General features: G+C 34.5%; 18 protein-coding genes. 9 read left to right on the top strand and 9 right to left on the bottom strand.

Features of this window, described 5'->3' with window-relative positions; translation table 11 throughout:
• Window positions 1-385: 385 nt before the first annotated feature.
• On the top strand, window positions 386-1,093 hold the full coding sequence (locus tag ACXR6G_RS01520) for an energy transducer TonB (protein WP_458359630.1): 708 nt from the start codon (window positions 386-388) through the stop codon (window positions 1,091-1,093).
• A gap of 188 nt (window positions 1,094-1,281) precedes the next feature.
• Here ACXR6G_RS01520 and ACXR6G_RS01515 read toward each other — a convergent pair whose 3' ends face one another.
• Complete coding sequence (locus tag ACXR6G_RS01515) at window positions 1,282-2,295, bottom strand: aldose epimerase family protein (protein ID WP_458359629.1); 1,014 nt, start codon at window positions 2,293-2,295, stop codon at window positions 1,282-1,284.
• Between the two features lie 229 nt (window positions 2,296-2,524).
• On the opposite strand from ACXR6G_RS01515, the gene ACXR6G_RS01510 reads away from it, so the two are divergent.
• The 5 genes from ACXR6G_RS01510 (at window position 2,525) to ACXR6G_RS01490 (ending at window position 9,779) form a co-directional block, all read left to right on the top strand.
• The gene (locus tag ACXR6G_RS01510; RefSeq protein ID WP_458359628.1) at window positions 2,525-3,538 is read left to right on the top strand and encodes a GntR family transcriptional regulator; all 1,014 of its coding nucleotides are present in this window, start codon (window positions 2,525-2,527) and stop codon (window positions 3,536-3,538) included.
• 26 nt (window positions 3,539-3,564) lie between these two features.
• Window positions 3,565-5,475 (top strand): acetate--CoA ligase, encoded by a 1,911-nt coding sequence (gene acs / locus ACXR6G_RS01505; RefSeq protein WP_458359627.1) that lies wholly within the window; start codon window positions 3,565-3,567, stop codon window positions 5,473-5,475.
• A 215-nt stretch (window positions 5,476-5,690) separates the two neighbouring features.
• Window positions 5,691-6,845 (top strand): galactokinase, encoded by a 1,155-nt coding sequence (locus tag ACXR6G_RS01500; RefSeq protein ID WP_458359626.1) that lies wholly within the window; start codon window positions 5,691-5,693, stop codon window positions 6,843-6,845.
• A 132-nt stretch (window positions 6,846-6,977) separates the two neighbouring features.
• The gene (locus ACXR6G_RS01495; protein WP_458359625.1) at window positions 6,978-8,021 is read left to right on the top strand and encodes a UDP-glucose--hexose-1-phosphate uridylyltransferase; all 1,044 of its coding nucleotides are present in this window, start codon (window positions 6,978-6,980) and stop codon (window positions 8,019-8,021) included.
• Window positions 8,022-8,117: 96 nt separating this feature from the next.
• Entirely contained in the window at window positions 8,118-9,779 is a 1,662-nt protein-coding gene (locus tag ACXR6G_RS01490; protein WP_458359624.1) for a sodium/sugar symporter, read from the top strand.
• Between the two features lie 665 nt (window positions 9,780-10,444).
• Here the strand turns inward: ACXR6G_RS01490 and ACXR6G_RS01485 are convergent.
• Entirely contained in the window at window positions 10,445-10,945 is a 501-nt protein-coding gene (locus ACXR6G_RS01485; RefSeq protein WP_458359623.1) for a hypothetical protein, read from the bottom strand.
• Between the two features lie 478 nt (window positions 10,946-11,423).
• Complete coding sequence (locus ACXR6G_RS01480) at window positions 11,424-13,454, bottom strand: AAA family ATPase (RefSeq protein WP_458359622.1); 2,031 nt, start codon at window positions 13,452-13,454, stop codon at window positions 11,424-11,426.
• Window positions 13,455-14,228: 774 nt separating this feature from the next.
• Between ACXR6G_RS01480 and ACXR6G_RS01475 the strand changes: the two genes are divergently transcribed.
• Window positions 14,229-14,357: a hypothetical protein gene (locus ACXR6G_RS01475; RefSeq protein WP_458359621.1), complete on the top strand. Its 129-nt coding sequence runs from the start codon at window positions 14,229-14,231 to the stop codon at window positions 14,355-14,357.
• Between the two features lie 145 nt (window positions 14,358-14,502).
• On the opposite strand, the gene ACXR6G_RS01470 is transcribed toward ACXR6G_RS01475, so the two are convergent.
• The 3 genes from ACXR6G_RS01470 to ACXR6G_RS01460 form a co-directional block, all read right to left on the bottom strand.
• Window positions 14,503-15,342: a hypothetical protein gene (locus ACXR6G_RS01470; RefSeq protein ID WP_458359620.1), complete on the bottom strand. Its 840-nt coding sequence runs from the start codon at window positions 15,340-15,342 to the stop codon at window positions 14,503-14,505.
• A gap of 650 nt (window positions 15,343-15,992) precedes the next feature.
• Entirely contained in the window at window positions 15,993-17,204 is a 1,212-nt protein-coding gene (locus ACXR6G_RS01465; RefSeq protein WP_458359619.1) for a PD-(D/E)XK nuclease family protein, read from the bottom strand.
• A gap of 378 nt (window positions 17,205-17,582) precedes the next feature.
• Window positions 17,583-18,263, bottom strand: coding sequence for a hypothetical protein (locus ACXR6G_RS01460; protein ID WP_458359618.1), 681 nt, complete (start codon window positions 18,261-18,263; stop codon window positions 17,583-17,585).
• A 424-nt stretch (window positions 18,264-18,687) separates the two neighbouring features.
• Between ACXR6G_RS01460 and ACXR6G_RS01455 the strand changes: the two genes are divergently transcribed.
• Both ACXR6G_RS01455 and ACXR6G_RS01450 read left to right on the top strand, forming a co-directional pair.
• Window positions 18,688-20,223 carry a TldD/PmbA family protein gene (locus tag ACXR6G_RS01455; RefSeq protein WP_458359617.1) on the top strand — a complete coding sequence of 512 codons (1,536 nt, stop codon included), beginning with the start codon at window positions 18,688-18,690 and terminating at the stop codon, window positions 20,221-20,223.
• Between the two features lie 44 nt (window positions 20,224-20,267).
• Window positions 20,268-21,584, top strand: coding sequence for a TldD/PmbA family protein (locus tag ACXR6G_RS01450; RefSeq protein ID WP_458359616.1), 1,317 nt, complete (start codon window positions 20,268-20,270; stop codon window positions 21,582-21,584).
• A gap of 505 nt (window positions 21,585-22,089) precedes the next feature.
• On the opposite strand, the gene ACXR6G_RS01445 is transcribed toward ACXR6G_RS01450, so the two are convergent.
• The 3 genes from ACXR6G_RS01445 to ACXR6G_RS01435 all read right to left on the bottom strand — a co-directional run bounded on the left by ACXR6G_RS01445 (window position 22,090) and on the right by ACXR6G_RS01435 (window position 25,599).
• Complete coding sequence (locus ACXR6G_RS01445) at window positions 22,090-22,461, bottom strand: DUF2200 domain-containing protein (RefSeq protein WP_458359615.1); 372 nt, start codon at window positions 22,459-22,461, stop codon at window positions 22,090-22,092.
• Window positions 22,462-22,693: 232 nt separating this feature from the next.
• Window positions 22,694-24,277 (bottom strand): M28 family peptidase, encoded by a 1,584-nt coding sequence (locus tag ACXR6G_RS01440; RefSeq protein ID WP_458359614.1) that lies wholly within the window; start codon window positions 24,275-24,277, stop codon window positions 22,694-22,696.
• The gene (locus tag ACXR6G_RS01435) at window positions 24,274-25,599 is read right to left on the bottom strand and encodes a serine hydrolase domain-containing protein (RefSeq protein ID WP_458359613.1); all 1,326 of its coding nucleotides are present in this window, start codon (window positions 25,597-25,599) and stop codon (window positions 24,274-24,276) included. The genes ACXR6G_RS01440 and ACXR6G_RS01435 overlap by 4 nt, the downstream gene beginning before the upstream one ends.
• Between the last annotated feature and the right edge of the window lie 261 nt (window positions 25,600-25,860).

Here is a 25,860-nt window from a genome sequence, read left to right as displayed (position 1 = left end):
TTCAACATTCTTAATCTTTTTTTTACAAAAGCATGCAACCAGACTATTAGGCTTTTATGCCTATTAGTCTGTTTCTTTGTATTCTAACATGATCAGTTAGTGATGGCCTTCAAGAATATGAAAAAACTGATGAAATTGAAATTAACCTTAAAAAATGGAATTATGCAAAGACTAAAAGTAACATGGCATTTTCCTTGGCGAGAATGCAAACAAACTCGTCAGGGAAGTGTTTTGTAATTGGCTGGTAAATCATTTTTAAATATCAGAAGTGCTCATTTTTGTATTAAGCTACTTCAATACAAAATTCACCTAAATAAATCTACTAGCTAAAACAACACATCGTTGATTTCCAACGAGTGAAAATTAATAACAAAAAAACAAAGACATGAAAGCAACAACGATCCTGATTCTGTTCATGTTTGTTGCATTTTTTTCAACTGGACAAATTCTGAATAAAACCAATATTCTAAAAGATGTAGACGTGAAGCCTCCGGTATTTACTGGAATACATGGAACGGTGGAGGTTTTAAATGAGGTGGTAACTGCCTCGATCTACGATTATTTAAGAGTAAAGCTTGAATATCCGAAAGAAGCCGAAAAGATATGGCGCGAAGGCACAACAGTCATCCAATTTACAGTTCTACCCAATGGTGAATTAGACGACTTTGACGTTTTAGCCAGCATTTCTTCTGATATTGACAGTGAAGTAATAAGGGTTTTGCAATCGAGTGATGGCATGTGGAAACCAGGACAAAACAACGGTACTCCTGTTGCAATGGAAAAGGAAGTCGCTATTACTTTTAAGATGGAATATTCAAACCATTTGAGAATGGCTCAGAAATTATATCAGCGAGGGAATAAAAAGCTGTTAAAGGATAAGCACAAAAGGGCCTTGAGATTATTTGATAGAGCATATGTTTACCAACCATTTAGTGAAACCATATTGTTTACAAGAGGATTAACGCGATTTAATGTTGGTAATGAGACGGGGGCATGTGAAGACTGGAACCGCTTAAAATCTCTAGGAAGCGATCTAGCCGATGCATACTTGATGAAATATTGTGAGATGAATGAAATTGCGGTAAATAATTAGTACTTGAGACTGAAAGAAAGAGTCTGCTTGATTTGATAAGCTATAGAGTCTAAACCGTCAATTAAGAAGGTCAAACAACACAAGCCATTCCTAAATTAGAATGGCTTTTGTTCGTTTTTATGACAGATCATAACCACTTCAATGGGTAAGACTTCCGTTTTATAGATCAGATTGAGACGATCTGTTTCCTAGAAGTGGAGTTTATAGCGGGTTTGATGCTTGTATACTTCTCCAGGATGAATTAAGCCATGTGAGAAATTATCTTGGTTTGGCGCATCAGGATAACCTTGTGTTTCAAGAGCAAGTCCTGAAAAGGGACCAAATTTATTATTCCCTTCAATATTAATATACTTACCTGTGTAGAGCTGTAAGCCCGGGAAATCTGTTGAAACTTCCATGCTGATATTTGATTGTTCTTCGTAAACTTCAGCCACTTTTCTAAGCGTTTTGCCTTCCGTTTTTAATACAAAGCAGTTGTCGTAATTTTCTACAGAATCGATATCCTTACTAATCTTCTTTTGAGTTCTGAAATTGAAAGCTGTATTGTTAACATCCAGATACTTACCGGTAGGAATCAGTTCTGTGTTGTTTTCAAGTGTTTGATTCGAATCAATTTGAAGTTCATGATTCAATATGTTCTCTTCTCCACCTGTAAAGTTGAAATAAGTGTGTGAGGTTAGATTGATTGGGCTGGTTTTATCGCAAGTGGCAGAATAATAGATGGCTAGTTCGTTTTCATCATTTAATTCATAGATGACTGTTATTTTCATGTTTCCAGGAAAATCTTCATCTCCATCAATACTTAATAAGCTTAATTGGAGTCTCGTTTCGCCCACAGTTTCAGCATCCCAAACTCGTTTATCAAAACCAGAATAACCGCCATGTAAGTGATGCTGCCCATGATTTGTGGCTAGTTGAATATCTTTACCATCAATAGTCACTTTACCTTGATTAATTCTATTGGCATATCGCCCAATAATGGCTCCGAAATAGGGGTAATCCCTCAGATAGTTTTCACTTTTATAGTCTTCCAAAGAATCAAAACCCAAAATAATTTCTCTGTCTCCCGATTTTAAAGGTAGTGTTAGGGAAGTTAGGATGGCTCCGTAATTCGTGATTTTTGCGCAAACGCCATTATTGTTTGAAAGAACAAAATGCTTGATCTTATTATCTTTATGGGCAAATTCTTGAACTTGAATCATCAGTTGAGGGGCTTGTTTTTAATATATAGAATGTTAACTTTGAGATGGATTTTTAATTACTCTCCATCTTTTAAAAGGCCGAAATTATAAGAAAAACTTCAGAATCAAGCATGTTATACAAATTAATTGTATCATACTGGTAGCTACCTGTAGTTAAAAATGTATCTTTGTAAGATCAAATAATTACTCTAAGAATCCAATCTCAATCCTGAGAATTTAAACGATCAATATGTTGAATCAAATCTTTAAGATATCTACCGATTCCGGAATTCCCAAATATAAACAAATGATTAATTCTTTATTGGAAGCTATTGAAGCTGGTTTGATTCACAAAGGTGATCGTTTGCCTTCAATCAATGCCATTTGTAAAGAATTCACCTTATCGAGAGATACCGTTTTGGTTGCTTTTAATGAACTTAAAGCTCGTGGCGTAATCTCATCTGTTCCGGGTAAGGGCTATTATGTAGAGAGTACTGTAACCCAGTTTAAACATAAAATATTCTTGCTTTTTGATGAGTTAAATGCCTTTAAAGAAGTTCTTTATAACTCATTCCTTGAGAGTTTGAAAGGACAGGCTGTAGTTGATATCTATTTTCATCATTTTAATCGACAGGTTTTTAAAGATTTGATTGAAGCGAGTAATGGGGCTTATACGTCTTATGTGATTATGCCTGCGAAGTTTAACGATGCGCATTCTATTCTGAAGCAGTTGCCACAGGATAAGGTTTATATTTTAGACCAAACCAATGCCACTCTTGTGAAGCATTACCCCTCGGTTCATCAGAATTTTGAAAAGGATATGATTTCTGCTCTAAATTCCGGAATGGAAGATCTAAAGAAATATCAGAAGCTATTTTTGGTTTTTCCAGGTGGGAAAGAGCCTATTGGTCAGATGAAAGGATTTAACAAGTTCTGTGATAAGCATGGTGAGCAATGGGAGTCTGAAGTGATTTCAAGTCTTAAGCATCATCAAATTCAAAAGGGCGAAGTTTATATTGTGCCATCCGATAAGGATTTGGTTTCCCTTGTGAAAACAGCGAAGTCAGAAAAGCTTGAGTTGGGAGTCGATTTAGGAATCATTTCTTATAATGATACACCCTTGAAAGAAGTCGTGGCTGATGGTATTTCAACGATATCAACAGATTTTGAATTGATGGGTACTCTGTTGGCTGATATGGTATTAAATAAAAAAAATAAGCAAATAGAGAATGTTTCGTATCTTGTTTCTAGGAAGTCGTTTTGACTTAGTATGAACAAATACCAAGACATATGAGTAACTATCACATCAAGCATCTCGAGGAGTATTTTCAAGTCTATAGAGAATCAGTAAAAGATCCGGAGAACTTTTGGGAAGAAATTGCAGAAGAGCATTTCCTTTGGCGAAAGCGATGGGATAAGGTTCTTTCCTGGGATTTTAAAAAGCCTGATGTGAAGTGGTTCGAGGGGGCTAAATTAAATATTACAGAGAACTGTATTGATAGACATCTGCAAATTCGGGCAGATAAAGTTGCTATAATTTTTGAGCCCAACGATTCAGATGAAGCAGCTCAACATATTACTTATAGACAACTTCACGAGAGAGTTTGTGCTTTTGCCAATGTTTTAAAATCAAAAGGAATCGAAAAAGGGGATAGGGTTTGTATCTATTTGCCTATGATTCCTGAGCTGACCATATCGATGTTGGCTTGTGCTCGTATCGGAGCCATTCATTCAGTCGTTTTTGCAGGCTTCTCTTCAACTGCTTTGTCTACTCGTATAAATGACTGCGATTGTAAAATGGTCATTACTTCTGATGGCTCATATAGAGGTCCAAAAACACTGGATCTAAAGGGAATTGTAGATGAGGCTTTGGAGTCTTGTTCTTGCGTGGAAAGTGTTTTGGTCGTGAAAAGAATTCACTCGGACATTAATATGAAAGAAGGTCGTGACCACTGGTTACAGTCATTGTTAGATAAAGCTAGTACGAATTGTCCTGCTGAAATAATGGATGCTGAAGATCCTTTATTCATACTCTATACATCAGGCTCAACAGGAATGCCTAAAGGGATCGTACATTCCATTGCAGGTTATATGGTTTATACCGCTTATACTTTTAAAAATATATTTCAATATAGAGAAAATGATGTGTATTGGTGCACTGCTGATATCGGCTGGGTAACGGGACATAGCTATATTGTATATGGTGCGCTTGCAAATGGAGCGACGACACTTATGTTCGAAGGTGTTCCTAGTTATCCAGATTATGGTCGTTTTTGGTCTGTGGTTGAAAAGCATAAAGTGAATCAGCTTTACACAGCACCCACAGCTATTAGATCTCTGGCAAAAGAGAATTTGAATTATATTGAGAAATATGATTTGTCTTCATTGAAAGTGTTGGGGACAGTAGGTGAACCTATCAATGTTGAAGCCTGGGATTGGTATAACGATAATATTGGTAAAAAGAAATGTCCGATTGTTGATACTTGGTGGCAAACAGAAACAGGAGGCATCATGATCTCTCCAATTCCATATGTAACGCCTACCATTCCAACTTATGCGACTTTACCTTTTCCGGGGATTCAACCTGTATTAATGGATGAGCAAGGGCTCGAGCTTAAGGGAAATCAGGTTGAAGGTCGTTTGTGTATAAAATTCCCATGGCCTTCTATGGCTCGAACGATATGGGGAAATCATCAGCGTTATAAGGAAACTTATTTTTCAACCTTTGAGGATAAATATTTCACAGGTGATGGTGCTCTTAAAGATGCTGTCGGTTTTTATAGAATTACGGGTAGGGTTGATGATGTGATTATTGTAGCAGGTCATAATTTGGGAACCGCTCCAATTGAGAATGCAATCAATGAGCATCCGGCTGTAGCTGAGTCAGCGATTGTCGGTTTCCCTCATGATATTAAGGGCAAAGCTCTCTATGGTTTTGTTATTTTAAAAGAGGTTGGGGAATCCCGAATCCACGATAATGTTCGAAAGGAAATTAATCAGATAATTGTTGAGCATATAGGTCCAATAGCTAAGCTCGACAAAATTCAATTTACTCAAGGCTTGCCTAAAACGCGTTCAGGTAAAATTATGCGTCGCCTTCTAAGAAAAATCGCAGAAAAGAACTTTGATGATATGGGTGATATTAGTACGCTTCTTAACCCTGAAGTTGTTCAGGATATCAAGGATAATTGTATCGAATAGTTTGTTTTATAATTGAATCTTATATACAGCCTGCCTTTTGCTTTTATGAATGGCAGGTTGTCTGTTTTAAACTAATTAATGACATTAATTTAAAATTAGAGTGTCTTGTTTAGAATGAGTATAAGTATCTATTTATAAACAAAGAAAGAATCTCCTTTGGATTCGTTAAAACTATTTATATATTTACCGACCAGTACCAACCAGTATGATTAATTATGCAGCTTAAAAAATTAAAAGAACAATTCTTTCACCTTTATGGCAAAGGTGATTGTAAAATATATTTTGCCCCAGGCCGAGTGAATCTAATCGGAGAGCATGTGGATTATAATGGCGGACGAGTTTTTCCTTGCGCATTGACACATGGCACTTATCTGATTTTACGAGAAAGGGAAGATGATTCCATCTTCTTTGCCAGTGAAAACTTCGAATATAAGACCAGAATTTCTACTGATCAGATTAAAAAAGGAAATAACGAATGGGTGAAGTACCCGATGGGTGTTTTGGATCAGTTTCAGAAGAAAGGATTTAAAGCTCGAGGAATGGAACTCTTGTTTTCGGGAAATATACCCAATGGTGCTGGCTTGTCATCATCTGCCTCAGTTGAACTGGTGATGTCGGTTGCATTTAACGAATTGGTTGAAGCGAATTTAGATCAAATTGAGCTTGTGAAGATGTCTCAAAAGGCTGAAAATGATTTCGTGGGTGTCAATTGTGGTATTATGGACCAGTTTGCCATTGGGATGGGAGTTAAAAATCATGCTTTAGCCTTGAATTGTGAAACGCTAGAGTATGATACCGTACCTCTTAAGATGGATGCTTATAAGCTAGTGATTGGAAATACCAATAAGCAAAGGGGACTGGCTGATTCAAAATACAATGAAAGACGATCTGAATGTGAGCTTGCGGTTGAATTGATTAGCCGAAAGCAGAAAATTGATTTCTTGTGTGAACTAAATAACGAGGAGTTTAATAATCTTGAATCTTTATTAAGTAACGAGGTTATTAAGCGTAGAGCAAAACATGTTGTTACGGAAAATCAACGTGTATTTAAGGCGATTGACGCTCTAAAAAGAGGTGAACTTGAAGAATTTGGTCTTTTAATGAATGCTTCACATGATTCACTTCGTGATGACTATGAGGTAACAGGAGTTGAACTGGATACGATGGTAGAAGAAGCTCGAAAGATTGATGGTGTCTTGGGATCAAGAATGACCGGTGCTGGATTTGGAGGATGTACGGTAAGTCTGGTTAAGGATGAGGCTGTGGAAGTTTTTATTAAAACGGTTGGTGAGAACTATAAGAATCGAGTAGGCTTGGAGCCCGATTTCTATGTCGCTGAAATTGGAGATGGAGCAAGAAGGATTGAATAAAGTTGATGCGGTAATGTGTTGATTTGTTAATGTGATGAAGAAATCATTCGTTATCAGTTATCAGATTATCGATAACTGAAAACCGACAACCGATAACCGATAACCAATAGGCGAAAATAGATAAGCGAAAATATGTCAGAATTTAATCTGGAGGATCATCCTCATCGAAGATATAACCCTTTAACAGGGGAGTGGGTTTTAGTATCACCACATCGTGCCAAACGACCTTGGCAAGGACAGGTTGAAAAAATTGCAGAAGAGAAACGTCCTAAGCATGATCCTGAATGTTACCTATGTCCGGGTAATGATCGAATAGGAGGTGAGATTAATCCTAATTACGCAGATACTTTCGTTTTTACAAACGACTTTGCTGCATTAAATTTAGATGCACCCAAAGGAGGCGTGAATGAAGACGATTTGTTTCGTGCAGAAAGTGAACAAGGCATTTGTCGAGTGATATGTTTTTCGCCACGTCACGATTTAACCATCCCTCAGATGGAAGTCTCTTCAGTAAAAAAAGTTGTTGACTTGTGGCAGGAGCAATATCTTGATCTTGGTAAGCGAGAAGAAATAAATTACGTTCAGATATTCGAGAATAAAGGGGCTGTAATGGGTTGTAGTAACCCACATCCACATGGACAAATTTGGGCGCAATCTTCAGTGCCTGATGAGCCAGCAAAAGAATCGCTTAGGCTAAAAGCTTATTACGACAAGCATGGGAAAACATTGCTTGAAGATTATCTAGCGAAAGAATTGGAAAAGCAAGAACGTATATTGGTAGAGAATGATCACTTTGTTGCTTTGATTCCCTATTGGGCAACCTGGCCTTTCGAAACCATGATTATTTCTAAAAGAGCGATTCAGCATTTGGGTCAAATGAGTGAGGATGAAAAAACAGCTCTAGCTGCAATTTATCGAGATTTAACCATTCTATACGACAATTTATTTGAAGTGTCTTTCCCTTATTCTGCAGGTATTCATCAGTCTCCAACTGATGGTGAAGAACATCCGGAATGGCACTTTCACATGCATTTTTACCCACCTCTATTAAGATCTGCAACAGTTAAGAAGTTCATGGTAGGTTACGAAATGTTAGGGAACCCTCAACGCGATATCACGCCTGAAACCAGTGCGGAACGATTAAGAATGTTGCCTAAGGAACATTATAAAGGATAATAGGCTGTTGAATGTTTGTCATAATTATTAAATTTATGGCTGAGTTTAAATAAAGTGTTGAATTGATATTTAAATTAAAGTTCAAAATATAAGAGTATGGAGAATACATTTTCATTTCTAGATTACACGATTTTCATCGTTTATGGAATCGTTATTATTGGCGTAGGTCTGTGGGTATCTCGCGATAAAGAAGGGCATCAGAAAAATGCTGATGATTATTTTTTAGCAAGTAAATCATTACCATGGTGGGCCATTGGAGCTTCCTTGATTGCTGCAAATATTTCAGCAGAACAATTTATTGGCATGTCAGGTTCTGGTTTTGCTATTGGTTTAGCCATTGCATCCTATGAGTGGATGGCAGCGATTACTCTGATAATTGTTGGTAAATATTTCCTTCCCATTTTTATAGAGAAAGGCTTGTATACCATACCTCAATTTGTTGAACAGCGTTACTCAACCAATCTGAAAACCATTTTAGCCGTTTTCTGGATTGCTCTATACGTGTTTGTAAACCTAACATCGGTACTTTATTTAGGAGCTTTGGCCATGGAAACCATCATGGGTGTTCCCATGATATATGGCATCTTTGGTTTGGCCCTGTTTGCGGCAAGTTATTCTCTTTATGGGGGCTTATCTGCTGTGGCCTGGACTGATGTTGTTCAGGTTGTTTTCCTAACTTTAGGAGGCTTGGTAACAACTTATTTGGCTTTGAATCATGTTTCAGGAGGTGAAGGCGTTTGGGCTGGTTTCCAACATATTTACGAAGTAGCTCCTGATAGTTTTCATATGATTCTCGATGAGGCGCATACGCAATATGTGAACCTTCCGGGTATAGGTGTATTGATTGGTGGTATGTGGGTTGCGAATCTTTATTATTGGGGATTCAACCAGTATATTATTCAACGAACGCTTGCTGCTAAATCATTAAAGGAATCGCAAAGAGGTATCGTATTTGCAGGTATTTTAAAGCTGATTATTCCTTTGATTGTTGTTATTCCTGGTATAGCTGCTTATGTGATGGTGAATGATCCTGAGATTATGGCTCGCTTGGGTGATGCAGCTCAAAATAATATGCCAACGATGGATGCAGCTGATAAGGCTTATCCTTGGTTGTTGCAGTTTTTACCTAATGGCTTTAAAGGAATAGCTTTTGCGGCATTGGCAGCGGCTATTGTTTCCTCATTGGCATCCATGTTGAATTCAACTTCTACCATTTTTACAATGGATATTTACAAGCCTTATTTTAATCCTAAAGCTTCTGATAAAAGAACGGTGAATGTGGGGCGTTTGTCAGCAGCTGGTGCTTTAGTTATCGCTTGTATGATAGCGCCATTGTTGGATGGTTTGGATCAGGCTTTTCAATTTATTCAGGAATATTCAGGTGTTGTGAGTCCGGGAATTCTGGCTGTTTTCATTCTGGGTCTTTTCTGGAAGAAAGCAACCAACAAAGCAGCTATCATTGGTATTCTGTCTTCTATCCCAATTGCCATGTATTTTAAGTTAGGACCCAAAGGATGGGTTGAAGGTAGCGCTCTGGAAGGCTTGTTTCCATCATTGCCATTTCTCGATCAGATGGGATTGACCTGCCTGATTGCCATAGCAATCATTGTTTTTGTCAGCTTATTGCAAAACAAAGGTGCTGATGATGCGAAAGGGATTGAAATTAGCAGAGAGACCTTTAAAACAGGTAAAACATTCAATATTATATCCTATGCGATTATCATCGTTTTGGTTGCTCTATATGCTTTGTTCTGGTAGTAATACCAAATTAATTTAGAATTGGATAAGCATTTAGTGTATAAAGGATTTAATGGTTTGGCTGCTTATAAGATCTAATTACATTTGAGCTTATTCAATTTATATATACTGATTCGTTTTAAAATAGGTGGTTTCTTAATTGATTCCACCTTTTTTTGTTCCTGCTTTATCCAGCTAATCTGATATTCTATTTGGGCGTTCTTTCGCTCCTTGAGCGGAGTCGAAAGGCAGGTTTTCCGCTTATAGTCCTCGCCATCATCCTCATGTTATCACACAAGCTTAAGCTTTTTACCAGGCTCATCACTTATGCCGAAATTATAGATAAGGCTGTGGGCTAATCGCTGCACCCCTTAACGCAAAACCACATGCCTATATTTGCCCATTGTTGCCGCAAGATTAGCTCAGCGTGAGCTACCACTATAAAGAATAAGGGCTGATGCCAGAGAGGAATCAGCCCTTTAATTTAAGTTTTAACGGTCTTGCTAAGTTTTCGTGGGCGATTTAAAAGATTTAGCCTTTCAAACCGCGCGGAAGCAAGCCGCATATATTTGTTTATATTTTTTGCAAACCAAATCTAGGTGGCTTGCTGGTGTTTATTAATTGAACTAAACTTTCAAGTTGCTCATCCGCGCCCATGAAATTTAGCTTTTGTTGTGTAGCGTTTTTTATCTCATTTTTTTATAAGTCCATTTAATACCTATATCCTTCGAGAGAATTAGCTCTTCTTTATTTAGTTTAACTATGTGGGTAAGGTCGTCATTTCCATAGAGGTGTATCGTTTTAATCAAGATCTTGCCATTGCTTAGAATTAATTCTGGAATTTCATTAACTTCTTCTATACCATAATTTTCATTAATTTCCATCTCAGATTTATAGTCAAAATAGTCTTCATAGCTTCCTTGTCCAGAACTCTTAAATGACATTATTCTCACGTAGAAGCCATCTATTTCTTGTGACTTTACTATTTCTTTATTCTTAAATGTTTTAACAAAATATTTCCCCTCTTCAAAACTCCACTCTTTTATAAGGCTGTCTCTCTCATATTTCACCAAAATCCATGTCGCAGATATTTCTTCTGCAACTTTTGAAATATCTTCCTTGGTGTCAGATTGCCCAAACATTAAGGTTGGGATGAAAATGGAGAGTATAAATATTATTTTTTTCATTTGAATTTTTATCTATTCCAAACCTGGTGTATAAATTGAATTCATTGATATGGTAAATGCTACACAACTAGTTAATAACAAGCATGTGGCTGTTATTTATCCTATATCTTTATTAAAGGTGTTGTTATACCTCAGTATTGGAGGGCTAAGAACACCTTATTATGATATTGAACAAAGCTATGAAAACTAGTTTAATATTTTTACTGTTAGTTAGCATGGTTTTTATTCAGGTGCATTCCATCTTATGGGCTTAGTAACAAAAAATCCTCCTAAGTGTGAACTCACGAGGATTGTTGCTTTGGCTGCATTGAATCAGCTATTTTTTAATTGATTTCACCTTTTTTTTTGTTCCAGATTTGGTTAGCATAATAATGCAAAAGGGTTTATTCCACCAAGGAGTCAGCCCTTTTACTTTGAGTTTTGATTTTAACGTTTAGTGTAGGGTGCTATGCACTATACACATTGTTAACTACTTTTTTTAATTATTAAAGAGTTTGTGTATTTGTTTATATAATGGGATAAAGTCTTTAAAGTCTTCCTTAGTTAAATCAATCAAAACTCTATCAATAGATGATTTTACATTCTCTTTTATTTTATAATAATCAATATTATACACTTGTTCCTTTGTTACTAGTTTATTGTCTATTAAGATCTCATCACATAATAAATTTTCAACTTCAACTAGACTTTCGAATTTACCTTTTTTAATATCACTTACTAAGTTAGTATGGCGTTCAGGAACAGGTAGTAGTAAACTATAGAAACACTCATGTTTTTCTCTTTTCTTATAGAATCCGCTAGTCAGATCACCTAATATCTCACTGTTCTTCCAATTATTTCCTTTTTTCAAATGATAAAAATTTTCGGAACCCTCCTTATCAAAATCAAACAATCCAATTATTTTTTTATTTTCATAACCATCAGTATTATTCATCCTGAGTTTTCCGGCTACTGAACCAGCTGACTCAGCTCGCCTTATTGTAAAATAACATTCTTTCTTAAAGACGTCATTAAAATTATCTTTTGTACAAAGAATGTTCTTAGATTTTAAGTAGGCTATTTTATATATAGAATCGTATTTGTCTTCAACTATTAATATAGGCTTTTCATATTCTTCAATGAGATATTTAGCGTCTTTAAGTTCCTCTAAGTAAGATGACATTTTAGCATTAATTTCCTCAATAACGAGTTTTTGATTTGTTGTCGATAAGCTTGAATTTGCTATTTCATGAGCTTGGGCATGAAGTTTGTTTTGTAAGTTTTCAATTATTCTAGCCTCCAATATTACCCCTAAGTCGTCACAAGTATTTTCCCATTCATTATTCCTATCATTAAACCTTGTTACTTGAGATGTGTTTTCTGTCTCATTATTTTTCCAAACCCTGTACAATGAGATATTACTAGAAGAATCAAGATCTTTTAATCTACTAAAAGCAATTTCTTTCTTACTATTTGTGTTTAATTTACTGTCATTTAATATTGAAAGTTCTTTTTGAGTATACTCTTTTTTTAGAGATAAAAATTCTTTAGTATGTGAGGTGATAAATATTTGTTTTTCTTTAGAATACTTAAGTAGAAATTCGTCACGAATTTTAATGATATTTTTCGTTTCATATGAGTTTTCAGGTTCTTCAAAACCCCAGATTATGTTCTTTTTAGAACTTTTAGAGATTTCGTCTAGTATTTCAGGTATAAATCTGGCTTGAACACCGTCACCACGATCGAATAGGGAAATATCATTTTCAGTTCTAACGGATAATGTTCTGAAGAAATCGACTAAGGTTGATGGAATATAAAAATTTGCATCAACACCACTACTCAGTTGAAATTTTTCAAATAATTCTGAAGTTTCAGTTTTTAATATGTTATTAAAATTACTAGATGAAACCGAAAATTTGTTTTGTTTCTTTTTGTCTTCTTTTTCGAATAGATATGTTTGAAGTTTTTCAAAAAGATGGTTGAAGTATTGTCGATCCTTGATTGCTGGTACATATTCGAATCGAAAACTATTAATAAATAATGTTACCTGAGCGTTCCCTTTTAAATCTGTCTGATATATGTACTCTCCTTCAAAATTATTTTTTTGAGAATATGATTTTGAAACCCAAAAACTAGTAGGCAGACCTCTTTGCTTTTTCTTGTTGTTAAAAAATAGTTTAATTGATACAATTTCATCAGATCTTCTAAAGTCTTTTGCTTTTTCAATTATTCCTTGATTTTTTAAATCTGCAACTCTTTCTAATTCATCTTCTTTTCTTTTTACTAGATCTAGGTCAAACCTATTTGCTACAATTTTTGAAAAGTCTCTGGATTTTTCAAATTTAACTCCTGGCGAAATTTCATCATTAAAGAACAAATTTAAAGCTCTTAAAACATTGGATTTCCCAGAGTCATTTGCTCCTGAAAATACATTAAGATCTTGCAAATTTTCTATAATTACTTTTGCATGACCTTTTCCTCCATCAAATGATCTAAAGTGTTTTATTTCAATACGCTCAATTATATCCATTAAAAGTATTTGTTTTTCGATTGTAGTTAACTAGTTAATAACAAGCATATGGCTGTTATTACTCCTGTATCTTTATAAAAGCTGTTGTTATACCTCAGTATTGGAGGGATAAGAGCAGCTTATTATGATATGAAAACAAAGCTATTAAAATTAGTTTAATGTTTTTACTGTTAGTTAGCATGATTTTTATTCAGATACATTCCATCTTATGGACATAAAAACAAAAAATCCTCCTAAGAATGAACTCACGAGGATTGTTGCTTTGGCTGAATTGAATCAGATATTTTTTAATTTATTCTACCTTTTTTGTTTCAGCAGCTTTGGCTAGGATTATAAAGGAAAAGTGCTTGCTGGTCCCGACTTGTCGGTAGTTTTTCTATTTCAATATAGAATTTCAACTTGGATTGATTCTTTTCACTTTTAAAGTTCCTCAAGGCTCACTTTGCATTCTTAAAACATCACGGAATATAAATTCAGTCTGAGAGGTTATAATTTAAAGCAAATTCTTGCCTACTCAACTCTTGTTCGATATTCCTCAGGGAGTAAACAATATTCTACAGTAGAAGAGCACATACTTAGCTCTATTAATGTTATTTGTGTCAATGTGTCGTATTGAATACACACAAATATTAGACATACGTATTTATTGTGTTTCAGCCGTGAAATAATGCCTAGTACACATTCGCAACTGGAAATTAAATTATTAGCCGAAGAGATAATAAAAACTGAATTAATATGTTAACTTTATTTAAGCAAATTTTAAAAAATAGCATTATGTCATTAAAACCAGGACCAAAACCGAAAGCTGAGTCAACCGGAAAACTTGACCAAAGACGTCGTGATAATAAAAATACGCCAGGGAATACAACTAAGTTGAAACCGTCAAAGAATTCTAAAAAGTAGTTCTAATAGTCTTTTTGGAAGTTGATAAAAAAGAGGGGTAGAAATTAGGGCACTGAAAAAGTCTCTTAAATAAAAAAAAGCAGTAAATAATTGAATTAATCAATTGTTTACTGCTTTTTTTACTTATTAGTAAACTTCACATAGATTAATCACATATCCCTGTAGCACTGCTCAATACATATTTTATGTCATCAAGTTTACTCAATGCTTTTTTTGTGTAATCATATGCTTCTTCTAAAGAGTCAGATGTATTTACATTAACAAAAAGATAAGTTGCCTCTCTTGCTAATGTTTGTATCCTTTGAGAATAATCCTCTCCATCACTACAATTGCAGTTTGATGCATGAAATTCTGATAGTGTTGCACAGATTTCAATTCCAATAGTGTTTTCCATATTCTGACTAGCATTAGTGTATAGTCTTTGTAAGTCATTTGATTCACATGCCCTATATGTTATTGATTTCGCCAAGCTTATGTAAGATGAAACTGTACTAATAACCTGCTTATAATTCATTGATTCAATAGTTGGGTTAATTTCATTTGATATTGCTTTATCACAGATATATTCAGCACTATTTAAAAAATATTTAATATCATCTAATTTACCCATTGCTTCTTCAGAATATTCATACGTTTCGTCAAATGAGTTTGAAGCATTAGAGTTAATAAAACTATATGTTGCTGCTCTAGCTAAGGTTTGAATTCTTTGAGAATAATCCACTCCATCACTACAGTCACAATTAGAAGCATATATTTCTGATAAAGTTGCACTAATTTCTATTCCAATGGTATTTACAAGATTTTGATGCGAATTAGAACATATTCTTCGAAAATCATTTGAATTATATGCATTCTTGGTTATAGATTCTGATAAATTGATGTATGATGAAATTGTATTAATACTATTCTTATAATTATATGATTGACAGATTGAGTTAAAAGCAAAAAGGCAAATTAATATTAATGATAAAATTATTTTCTTCATAACTGGTGTTTAATTTAGATTTTATATTGTTCTTTTAAAATTCATGAGATTTTTCAATTCATCTTTCAAATTAAAGATTCTCTATGTTATAAATATTCAGAGCAACCTAGTTTTAGATAAGCTAACGAAAGAATTAGTCTTTGTATTTTCAGTATTTTATTTTTCACCGTATGCCTAATATATTAATCGGTCTAAGGCAAATTGCATATAACTAGTTAATAACAAGCATATGGCTGTTATTTCTCCTATATCTTTATAAAAGGTCTTGTTATACCTAAGTTTTGTAGGGCTAGGAGCACCTTATTATGATAGGAAACAAAGCTATGAAAACTAGTTTAATATTTTCACTGTTAGTTAGCATGATTTTTATTCAGGTGCATTCCATCTTATGGCTTAGAAACAAAAAATCCTCCTAAGAATGAACTCAGGAGGATTATTGCTTTGGCTGACTTGAATCAGCTATTTCTTAGTTGATTCCACCTTTTTGTTTCACCAGCTTTGGCCACCACTATAAAGTAAAAGGGCTGATTCCTTTGGAGAAACAGCCCTTTATTTAATTTTTAACAGCTCGGCTATGCGTAGTATGTCTGTGATGTGCCTGCGGCAAGCCTATGCTTTATGAGCCTTTGTTATGCTTTTGTTCTTTTTTACTACATATTATTTTCAACTTCGATAATTAAAGATTTTAAACAATTATATCCATCTTCATATGAAGTAATTTTCCAACCATACCACCAATCATTATTTTCAAAACCTTCTATTAATGATTCTACTTTTGAAGATACAGTTTTAATTATATCATTAGATGCATTATGAATACCAATTCCATATGTTAATTGAGTTTCTTCATCTTCTATTAATACAGAAAATTTTGATTTTCTATTTAACTCAATAATCACCCCAATTTTCTTTAATTTATCATCATCTGTGTTATCAAAAATTTTATGATCTGGAAATTCCCTTTTGAGAGTTTCGATCCAATTCTTCCAACATTTTTTCTGTGTTTTTTGTACAAGTTTATCTATTTGTTCATTAACTTTATTTATGTCTTCTAGTTTATTTGTCAATAGAGATAAATTATTAACTGGGTCAGCATTAAAATCAAGTTCTTGTTCTATATAATTTTGTAGTTGTAAATTCATATTATCTTGTATTTTTCTTTGATTAAACATCCCATCTAAATAATCTATATATTGTTCTAGTGCAGTTTCTAAATAGTTATCATTTCCCTTATACTTTGGTTTAATTTTTGCTTTCAACCATGGCAAAACATCTCTCTTGTATGATATCTCAAAATATCTGTCTTCAAAATCTTTTTTGTAATTTCTTTCATTAAAGTCCCAGCTAATATCTTCACATACTTTATTTCCATCACGTGTTAGATAGGCAATAAAAATTTGTGCTTCTTTATAACCTTTTTGTTTGACCTTTTCTATATAGCTAGCTATTTGTCCATTCCGGTCTGATGCATTATGAATTTTATTCTCAATTATTAATGCATATTTTTCATCTAAAACCAATAAATCTATTCGATTTTTTTCTGATGTTATTGTTGGCTTTATTAGTTTTAAATTATGTGTTGAATCTAATCCTAAGTATTCAAAAAAGCTTTCTAAAATCTCATGTCTTTTGTGTTTTTCTTGCTTTAGGAGCTCTGTAAATATACGAGAATGAGCATTTTCATTTGCCCATAAAATATCTAGTAAATTGATATGATAGGGTAGTTTATCATTTTCGTTATTATAAATTTCCTTGAATTTATTAATGAATTTAATATTTCGATCAAATATTTCTTCATTATTTGTAATCGAATCATCACTTAGTAAAAGTGTTTCTTCTAAAACTTGATTTTTATCATCCATATTATTTTATTGTTAGTTTATCTTTTTACACCAGTATTTCAATGAAGTCTCCGAATAAAGCATAACTAGTTAATAACAAGCATATGGCTGTTATTTCTCCTGTATCTTTATAAAAGGCCTTGTTATACCTTAGTATTGTAGGGGTAGGGCACCTTATTATGTTGCAGAGTAAAGCTATTAAAATTAGTTTAATATTTCTACTGTTAGATAGCAGAGTTTTTATTCAGATGCATTCCACCTTATGGGTTTAGAAACAAAAAATCCTCGCAAGTGTGAACTCACGAGGATGATGTGTTTTGCTGATTTGGATCAGCTATTTCTTAATTGATCTATCCCGAAAGCTTTCGGGATCAAGCTACTTGTCAGCGCCCATGAAATTCAACTTTTGTTATAGGCTTTATTTTGTTTTCCTTTTCTATTCATCCATATTTTCATGAAAAAACCAAAACCCAAGCCTCCAATAAGCCAGATTGGAATTCCTATTAACATGCTCTTTTGTGAAATTTCTTCTTGTTCAATGAGAGGGAGTATAAAAATCATGAATACATACATGAACAATCCCCAAAAAAAGCCCATTTTCAACCAATCTTTCGTTGTGTTTTTCTTCTCAATAATTTCAAGATTTAAGTTTTTATATCTTTCAGGTTGCTTGTCTAACCACTTTTGTTTTATTGATTGTTTAAACCACCCCCAAATAGGAAAAGTAATTGTCAATATAATTAATGAAGTCAGATTTCTCTGAACTGGAATTATTTCTTTGCAATTGTCACAGTAAAAACCAAACCAGTTTTTAAACGCGGTCTTGTTTTGTTCAGAAAATTTTAATCCTGAATGTAATTCTCCACAGTGAGGACATGGAACTAATGAACGTTGGTAAAAAGGTTTGTTTCCTTCTCGCTCAATTAACATCACTTTCGGAATTGTTTGTCCTAAAATCAGCTCATTAATAACTAATCCTGGATTAATGATCCAATGTAAAATCACTGGACTTTTCCAATTCCAAATTTTGTATTTCGTTTTGTCGTAGTTCATCTTTTTTTCTTTTTCAATATTGCCCATAACTCGGTTAAAACAACCACATGCTTACTATTTCTTATATATCTTTTGAAAAGGTGTTGTTATACCATCATATTGGAGGGCTAAGAGCAGCTTATTATGATAGGGAGTAAAGTTATAAAAACCAGCTTAATATTTTTACTGTTAGTTAGTATGGTTTTTATTCATATACATTCCACTTTATGGGCTTAGAAATAAAAAATCCTCCTAAGTGTGAACTCACGAGGCTTATTGCTTTGGCTGAATTGAATATCGCTTTTTTTTTAAAGCTTGAAAGTATACGGTTCTTTATTGCATTGTTCAACTTCAGGATTTTTTCCATATATCTGTAATTTTCATAAATAAGGTTTTGTTATGATAATAAAAAGTCTTAACTTTTTGGGCACCAAAGAATTCTAAGAAAACCCAAACCCTAATAAACTTTTATATGAACAATGAATTTTCAAGAAGAGACTTTATCCGAACAGGATCTTTCTCTCTAGCGGGAATGGCAATTTTGCCCTCATTCTTAAGTATGGGATGTAATCGTATTACCGAACAATCGGGCTTAGAAGAGTATTACGCTCATTTTAATGTTGACAGAGAAATGCTTCAAAAGGTACTTGCTGAAGCCTTATCAAGAGGAGGAGATTATTGTGATCTGTATTTCGAACATTCTCTTTCAAACAATGTTGCGCTTCAAGATAAGCAAGTAAATCGTGCTGGATCCAACATTGACTATGGAGTAGGAGTGCGTGTATTGAAAGGGGATCAGACCGGTTATGCTTTCTCAGAAGAGATTACTTTGGATGCTATGAAGAAAGTAGCAAAAACGGCAGCAAGTATTGCAACTGAAAACAAAAAGTTTCCACCTATTAATTTGCAAGAAAGTGTACATCCCGAATTCTGTAAAATTAAAACTTCTTGGGAGGATGTATCTATCAAACAAAAAATACCATATCTCCAAAAATTGAACGATAAGGTGTTCAGTTTGGATGATAAAGTGGCTAAGGTTCAGGTTTATCTCAACGATAGTTCTTCATATATTCTTTTTGCCAATTCAGAAGGCGTGGTCAGTTTTGATTATCGCCCTATGGTTAGTTTTGTTGCAGTTTGTGTTATGGAAAAAGGAGATAGACGAGAAGATTTCTTTGCATCACGTTCCATGAGAAAAGGATATGAATATTTGAATGACGAGCTAATAGATGAAATAGCGAATGAAGTTGTAGAGGGAGCCAATAGACAATTTGAAGCTGTGAAACCGAAAGCAGGACAAATGGAGGTGGTTTTGGCTGCCGGAGGAGCTGGGATTTTGTTACATGAGGCAATGGGGCACGCATTCGAAGCTGATTTTAATCGCAAGGGAACATCAATCTTTAGTGATAAAATGGGGCAAAAGGTTGGAGAAGATTTTGTGACCATAATTGATGATGGAACTAATCCAAATTATAGGGGAACTCTGAATGTTGATGATGAGGGAATTCTTACCCAGAAAACAAAAATGGTGGAAAATGGTGTGTTAACCAGTTATCTGCACGATAGAATTAGTGCAAAACATTACAATGTGGCGCCAACAGGAAATGGGCGTCGTGAGTCCTTCCGATATGCACCAATTCCTCGTATGAGGAATACGTACATGGAAGCTGGCCCTCACAGCAAAGAAGATATTATTTCAAGTGTAAAGGAAGGTATCTATGTCGATACATTTACAAACGGACAAGTTAAAATTGGAGCCGGTGATTTTACTTTCTATGTGAAATCTGGTTATTTAATTGAAAATGGTAAACTGACCCAACCGATAAAAGATGTCAATCTGATTGGTAATGGGCCTGAAGCTCTTCGTCAAATCTCAATGGTAGGTAATGATTTGAAAATTGATTGTGGTACAGGAACTTGTGGTAAGGGAGGACAGGGTGTTCCCGTTTCTATGGGATTGCCAACAGTTAAAGTAACACAGCTGACTGTTGGTGGTGTTAATGCTTAATGAAGCATTAGAGTTTACTTTTAATCAATTAAAAAGAAGTTTCGATGAAAGACAATAAAAAAGTGGAATTGGCCCAATGGGCTTCCAAATATGCCAAAGAAAATGGCGCAAAAGAAGTTTCAGTTTCGGTTTCTGATTCTAAGGAATCGGAAGTAGAGGTAAGAAACCAGAAAATAGATAAAATACAGGAATCAATTCAAAGTGGATTAAGCCTTAAGCTTTATGTGAACGGAAAATATTCGACACATTCCACTAATCGACTTGATAGGAATGATCTTGAGAAATTTATCAAGGAGGCTATTCTAGGAACGAATTATTTAGCTGAAGATCAATATCGTTCTTTACCAGATCGTCATCTTTGTTATGATGGGACCGAAAAGGATTTGAAACTATTTGATTCACGTTATGACTCAATTGATCCTCGTCAGAAAATTGATTTGGCAATGCAAGTTGAGGCTGAAACTACAGGTATGGATGAAAGAATTATTAGCGTTTCCGGATCTTATAATGATGGATTTTACCGTAGTTATTTAGTGTTGAGTAATGGTGTTGAGGGTTTCAAAGAATCAACATCATATTCTGTTAGCGCAAGCGCATCTATAAATGGTGGAGATAGCCGTCCAAGTGATTATCATTATAATGCCGCAAGATTTTGGGATCAATTATCAGGAGAAGGTGTTGGGAAATATGCTGTTGAAAGAGCTTTAAGGAAAATTGGAGCCAAGACAATTAAGTCGGGAAAAATGGAAATGCTGATTGAAAACAGATCAGTAGGCCGTGTACTTAGTTCTCTTCTTCAACCCATGTATGCTTATAATATTCAGCAAAAAAGATCCTTTTTAGAAGGAAAGATTGGTCATAAAATAGCTTCTGATTTATTGAGTATTACCGATAATCCATTTATTGAATCAGGACGTAACTCACGATTGTATGATGGTGATGGTTTGGCTTCCCGTAAAATGACGGTCATAGAGAATGGTATACTTCGAACTTATTATATCGGTGATTATTACGGTAAGAAGTTAGATATGGAACCAACTACAAGCTCGACATCTAATCTGATTTTTAAACTGGGAGATAAAGACTTATCAGCCTTGACCAAAGATATGAATGAAGGTATTTTGGTAACTGGTTTTAACGGAGGTAATTCAAATTCTGCAACCGGCGATTTTTCAGTTGGAGTAGAGGGCTTCTATGTTAAAAAAGGAGAAATACTTCATCCTGTATCAGGTATGAACATTACCGGAAATCATAAAGAAATTTGGAATAATCTAATTGCGATTGGTAACGATCCATTAAAAGATCGTGCGTGGCAAACACCAAGCATGATGTTTGAAGGTGTTGGTTTCAGTGGATTATAATATTTAGATAATAAGTTTAACTGAGCCCTGTCAATTTGATGGGGCTTTTTTGTTGCTGATAAGGTATGTATAACAGCATTATTGATCTTATTTCTGATATCTCTAAACAAAGGGTGTTCTTACACCAGCATATTGGTGAGGCTAGGGCAGTTTTTTATTCAGGTGCATTCCACTTTTGGGGCTTAGAAACAAAAAAAACCTCGAAAGTGTGAACTCACTACGTTTTGTTTGTATTGTATGATAAATAAAGGAACGCGATATTACCGAAACGTAGTGGAGATCAGGGAAGCTAATCGCGGACCAGCGTGGAGTTGCAATCGCGCATATGCCTGGGCTCATGTATAAAGAAAAAGGGCTGATTCCACAGAGGAGTCAGCCCTTTTCCTTTATGGTATAATTTTAAGGGTTTTGCTGGTCCTTGCTTGCGGGATTAATTGTACTATCCTGATCAAACTACTCATCAGCGCCCATGAAATTTAGCTTTTGTTAGCACCAGTTTCTACTTTTATTCTTCACGCAAAATTTTCTCCATTTTACGACCTCTTGCTAATTCATCAATCAGCTTTTCCATACGTCTACATTGTCTATACAATTCAAATTCATCCTCTATTTCTTCAATTCGATAACCACAAACGACTCCTTTAATCAAGTGTGCGTTTGGATTTATTTTAGCTTTTTGAAAAAATGTTCTAAAGGTTGCTTTTTCATCAATAAGTGCTTGTAAAGCATCTTGATCAAAACCAGTGAACCATTTAATTACTTGATTGAGTTCTTCTTTTGTTCTTCCATTTTTCTCCAATCTATTCAGGTAAAGTGGATAAATGGATGCAAATATCATATTGGCAACCTTTTCATTTTTTTCGGCTGTAACTTTCATTTTTATTTGATTTTGAATTGATTGGTGCTAACGAATGGCGCTATGCTTATGTTGCCGATTGCGGGCTTCTTCTCATTCAAGTTGCAATAAGCTTAAAGCGGGTTACAAGCCTTGATTTTACAACTGAACCGGCAATTAACTATGAGCGCGTGTTGGCAAACGTTTTATTTTGTATTTATTTTAAACAATTGATTCTTATTCAGTTTTTAGAATTCAATATATAGATTCATCATTAGTTATCAGTCTTTTTTGTTTTATTGGTTTCAGTTAATTGTTTTTCATTCCCTAATTCAACAATAAAGGAATGCAAAAAATTAGCTGCCACAAGTAAATGATCAAAATCGATCAGCTCAATTTTATCCTTTGTTGTATGATGTTCCGGAAATCCGCCTGACGAGAGCATAATTGCCGGGATTTTCTTTTGGTAGTAAGTCCATAAATCAACTTGATTTTTCAGATCATCTATAAAATTCTCAATCGAATCATATTTAAAATTCGTTTCGCTGTATGCTTGACTTACCTTATGAAATGATGCCTTAAATCCTGGTGGACTCATAATCCAGATGCCTTCATAAGCGCGGTTTTTACTGCCAATTTGTTCAATATTAATATTAAGTGAAATTTGATCCATTGGAATTGGAGGTTTTCTTAAAAAGTGCTTTGAGCCAATTAAACCATGCAACTCTTCTGCTGTATAAAGAATAAATATCACGGACCTTTTAGGTGGATTTAACGCAATTGCTTTGGCTGCTTCGAGTATAATAACACAACCACTTGCATCATCGTTTGCTCCATTATACACCTTATTTCCAATTTTACCAAGATGGTCGAGGTGTGCGCCAACAGTAAGATATTCATTCTTTAATATCGAATCTGTTCCAGGGGCAATTGCTATAATATTATAACAATTAATCGGTTCCTTTTTGCAATTAATGGTGGCACTGAGTTTTGTATTGTCTAAAATATATGAGTGATATTTACCTTTATTAGCAATAGGATCAAAGCTTTGTCCGGAAAAAAGCGGTTTAAGGATCTCCGGGCCTATAAGTATAACAGATAAAACAGGTTCCGGTGTTTCTTTTCTGTTCATTTCATCATCAACGTAACTGAAATGATCTATGTAACTGCGACGTATAACATGCTCCCAGTTGTCAATCTTATCTTTATTAGGTATAATAATTAACCCGGCAATTTTATGTTCAATAAGAACTTTGTTTCTGAGTGAATCACGTGTCTTCCAATCAGCATATTTTTTACGTAGATTATCCGGGAATGCTGGATTTGAGTTTTCCGGAGGTAAACCATCTAATAGAATTACCCACCTTCCTTTAATATCCATATCTGCATAGTCGTCCCATCCCTTTTCCGGTTCACTTATGCCATAGCCAATGAAAGCAAGAGGCGTAATTTGATTATTTTCGCTGCCCTTACCAATATTTAAAATAACGAAATCATTGGTCGAATGGTCAAAAGTATTATTCTTTCCGTTTTTTCGGATTGTTAACGAAGTAGATTTATAATAATTTCGTAAGAATGGTACAGGCTGTAAGAAAGATTTTTCACCCTTTTCATTAATCCACCCCGGTTTTAATCCTGCTTCCTGAAAAACAGTCACAGCATAATCTGCCGCTTTTCTATACCCGGCTGATCCTGTAAGACGACCTTCTGTTGCATCAGATGCGATAGCATCCATATGTTGTCGCAGGTTTTTTATTGAAACGGATTCTATATTCTGAGCAAGAATATTTCCTTCGGTGAAGAAAAATAGAATAGAAAATATCCCAAGTAAGTAATTTCTAATTAGTATGTTTTTCATTTTATCTTTTTTGCAGTCCAGTCGATGTTTCCAGCACTGATTAAAATAAATGAGTCACTGGTTGTAAATTCAAACTGAACATCGAATCCTTTAAGAAAAAACTTATTCTCCGATTCGGGATATAATATTACATTAGGCAATCCGGTACCTGAAAAATTCAATACGCCCTCACCTTTAACAATTTTATGCTTTCTACCATCCGAATCTAGCCAATCCCCAGTATATCTTTCCAAAACCTCATCAGACACAGTCACAATTTCACGGGGAGTTACTCCCATTATGTAATTGATAATCGTTTCTCCTTCATCAAAAGCTTCTTTAATAATATTGCTATAAAGAAGAACCCCATTATCACCATTTGTCAGAACTACAATACCCCGTTGAGATTTAGGCAATATAAAAGACATAGACCACATTCCTGTATTTGTGCCTCCATGTTCTATACCATATTCACCATTTGGCAGGTCTTTTATAATTTCCCAGCCTAATCCCCTTGGTAAATGATCGTTACCAGTTATTTTTTGGTTTAGCATTTCATCATATAGATTTTGTGAAAGTCCGGCACCATTCATAACATAAATCAAAAATTTGCAATAATCTTCAGCAGTAGAAAGTAGGTTGCCTGCGGCCAGCACACTGGTTTTATAAGAAAAATTATAGTCATTCCCATTAGCATCGTGACAACGTGCAAGTCTAAGCGTATCAATACTCTCGTTCCAATATTGAGTGTTTTCCATTCCAATTGGTTTAAAAATTAATGAGTCTAATAATTTTTCCAATGGTTTTTCAAACTTGTTTTCCAATGCTTTCCTTAAATATTCAAAACCTTCTCCGGAGTAATGATATTGAGTTCCGGGTTCAAAATCGAAAGTAAGTTTCTTAGTGGGATGTCCAGATCTCCAATTTGTAAATCCCGTCTGATGGTATAAAACATGTCGAGTAGTAAGTGTTTTATGGTAAGGTTCATCCTTTACATCTGGGTCAACCCAATAATAAAATAGAGGTTCATCGAGCTTCCATTTACCTTCGTCAACTAATTTTAGAGTCAGCATTGTTACAACCGGTTTGGTCATGGATGCTATATTAAAAATTGAATTAACTTCTGCCGGCACACCTTTTTGAATCTCTCCAAATGCTTTAACATACTTGATTTTACCGTCTTCAATTATACCGACACTAACTGCTGGTACATTCTTTTCGGTCAGCCAGCTTTGTACCTTATCCTCAAAGTCAGTATTTACTTTAGTATTAACTTGTGCTTGTAAGCTTATCCCAATAAAAAGTATTGGAATTAATTTAATTAATAAGATTTGTCTTTTCATAACTCTTCCTTTACTAGTTTTATTATTAGACACAAAAACTATTGCTAAGGTTACAGGGTTTCTTGGAAAAATATTTGCTAACTAGTTAATAACAAGCATGTGGCTGTTGTTTCTCCTGTGTCTTTATAAAAGGTGTTGTTATACCTACACATTGGAGGGGTAGGGTACCTTATTATGATATTAAGTAAAGTTATAAAAACTAGTTTAACATTTTTACTGTTAAATATCAGGGGTTTTATTCAGGTGCATTCCACTTTATAA

The sequence above is a fragment of the Ancylomarina sp. YFZ004 genome (assembly GCF_054254355.1).
This window is presented reverse-complemented; position numbering and strand designations above follow the sequence as displayed.

Coding starts and splice junctions, on each gene's coding strand:
- acs (WP_458359627.1), top strand. CDS start 3,565: ATGAGTAACTATCACATCAAGCATCTCGAGGAGTATTTTCAAGTCTAT.
- ACXR6G_RS01465 (WP_458359619.1), bottom strand. CDS start 17,204: ATGGATGATAAAAATCAAGTTTTAGAAGAAACACTTTTACTAAGTGAT.
- ACXR6G_RS01460 (WP_458359618.1), bottom strand. CDS start 18,263: ATGGGCAATATTGAAAAAGAAAAAAAGATGAACTACGACAAAACGAAA.
- ACXR6G_RS01515 (WP_458359629.1), bottom strand. CDS start 2,295: ATGATTCAAGTTCAAGAATTTGCCCATAAAGATAATAAGATCAAGCAT.
- ACXR6G_RS01485 (WP_458359623.1), bottom strand. CDS start 10,945: ATGAAAAAAATAATATTTATACTCTCCATTTTCATCCCAACCTTAATG.
- ACXR6G_RS01470 (WP_458359620.1), bottom strand. CDS start 15,342: ATGAAGAAAATAATTTTATCATTAATATTAATTTGCCTTTTTGCTTTT.
- ACXR6G_RS01520 (WP_458359630.1), top strand. CDS start 386: ATGAAAGCAACAACGATCCTGATTCTGTTCATGTTTGTTGCATTTTTT.
- ACXR6G_RS01490 (WP_458359624.1), top strand. CDS start 8,118: ATGGAGAATACATTTTCATTTCTAGATTACACGATTTTCATCGTTTAT.
- ACXR6G_RS01440 (WP_458359614.1), bottom strand. CDS start 24,277: ATGAAAAACATACTAATTAGAAATTACTTACTTGGGATATTTTCTATT.
- ACXR6G_RS01455 (WP_458359617.1), top strand. CDS start 18,688: ATGAACAATGAATTTTCAAGAAGAGACTTTATCCGAACAGGATCTTTC.
- ACXR6G_RS01445 (WP_458359615.1), bottom strand. CDS start 22,461: ATGAAAGTTACAGCCGAAAAAAATGAAAAGGTTGCCAATATGATATTT.
- ACXR6G_RS01500 (WP_458359626.1), top strand. CDS start 5,691: ATGCAGCTTAAAAAATTAAAAGAACAATTCTTTCACCTTTATGGCAAA.
- ACXR6G_RS01475 (WP_458359621.1), top strand. CDS start 14,229: ATGTCATTAAAACCAGGACCAAAACCGAAAGCTGAGTCAACCGGAAAA.
- ACXR6G_RS01450 (WP_458359616.1), top strand. CDS start 20,268: ATGAAAGACAATAAAAAAGTGGAATTGGCCCAATGGGCTTCCAAATAT.
- ACXR6G_RS01435 (WP_458359613.1), bottom strand. CDS start 25,599: ATGAAAAGACAAATCTTATTAATTAAATTAATTCCAATACTTTTTATT.
- ACXR6G_RS01495 (WP_458359625.1), top strand. CDS start 6,978: ATGTCAGAATTTAATCTGGAGGATCATCCTCATCGAAGATATAACCCT.
- ACXR6G_RS01510 (WP_458359628.1), top strand. CDS start 2,525: ATGTTGAATCAAATCTTTAAGATATCTACCGATTCCGGAATTCCCAAA.
- ACXR6G_RS01480 (WP_458359622.1), bottom strand. CDS start 13,454: ATGGATATAATTGAGCGTATTGAAATAAAACACTTTAGATCATTTGAT.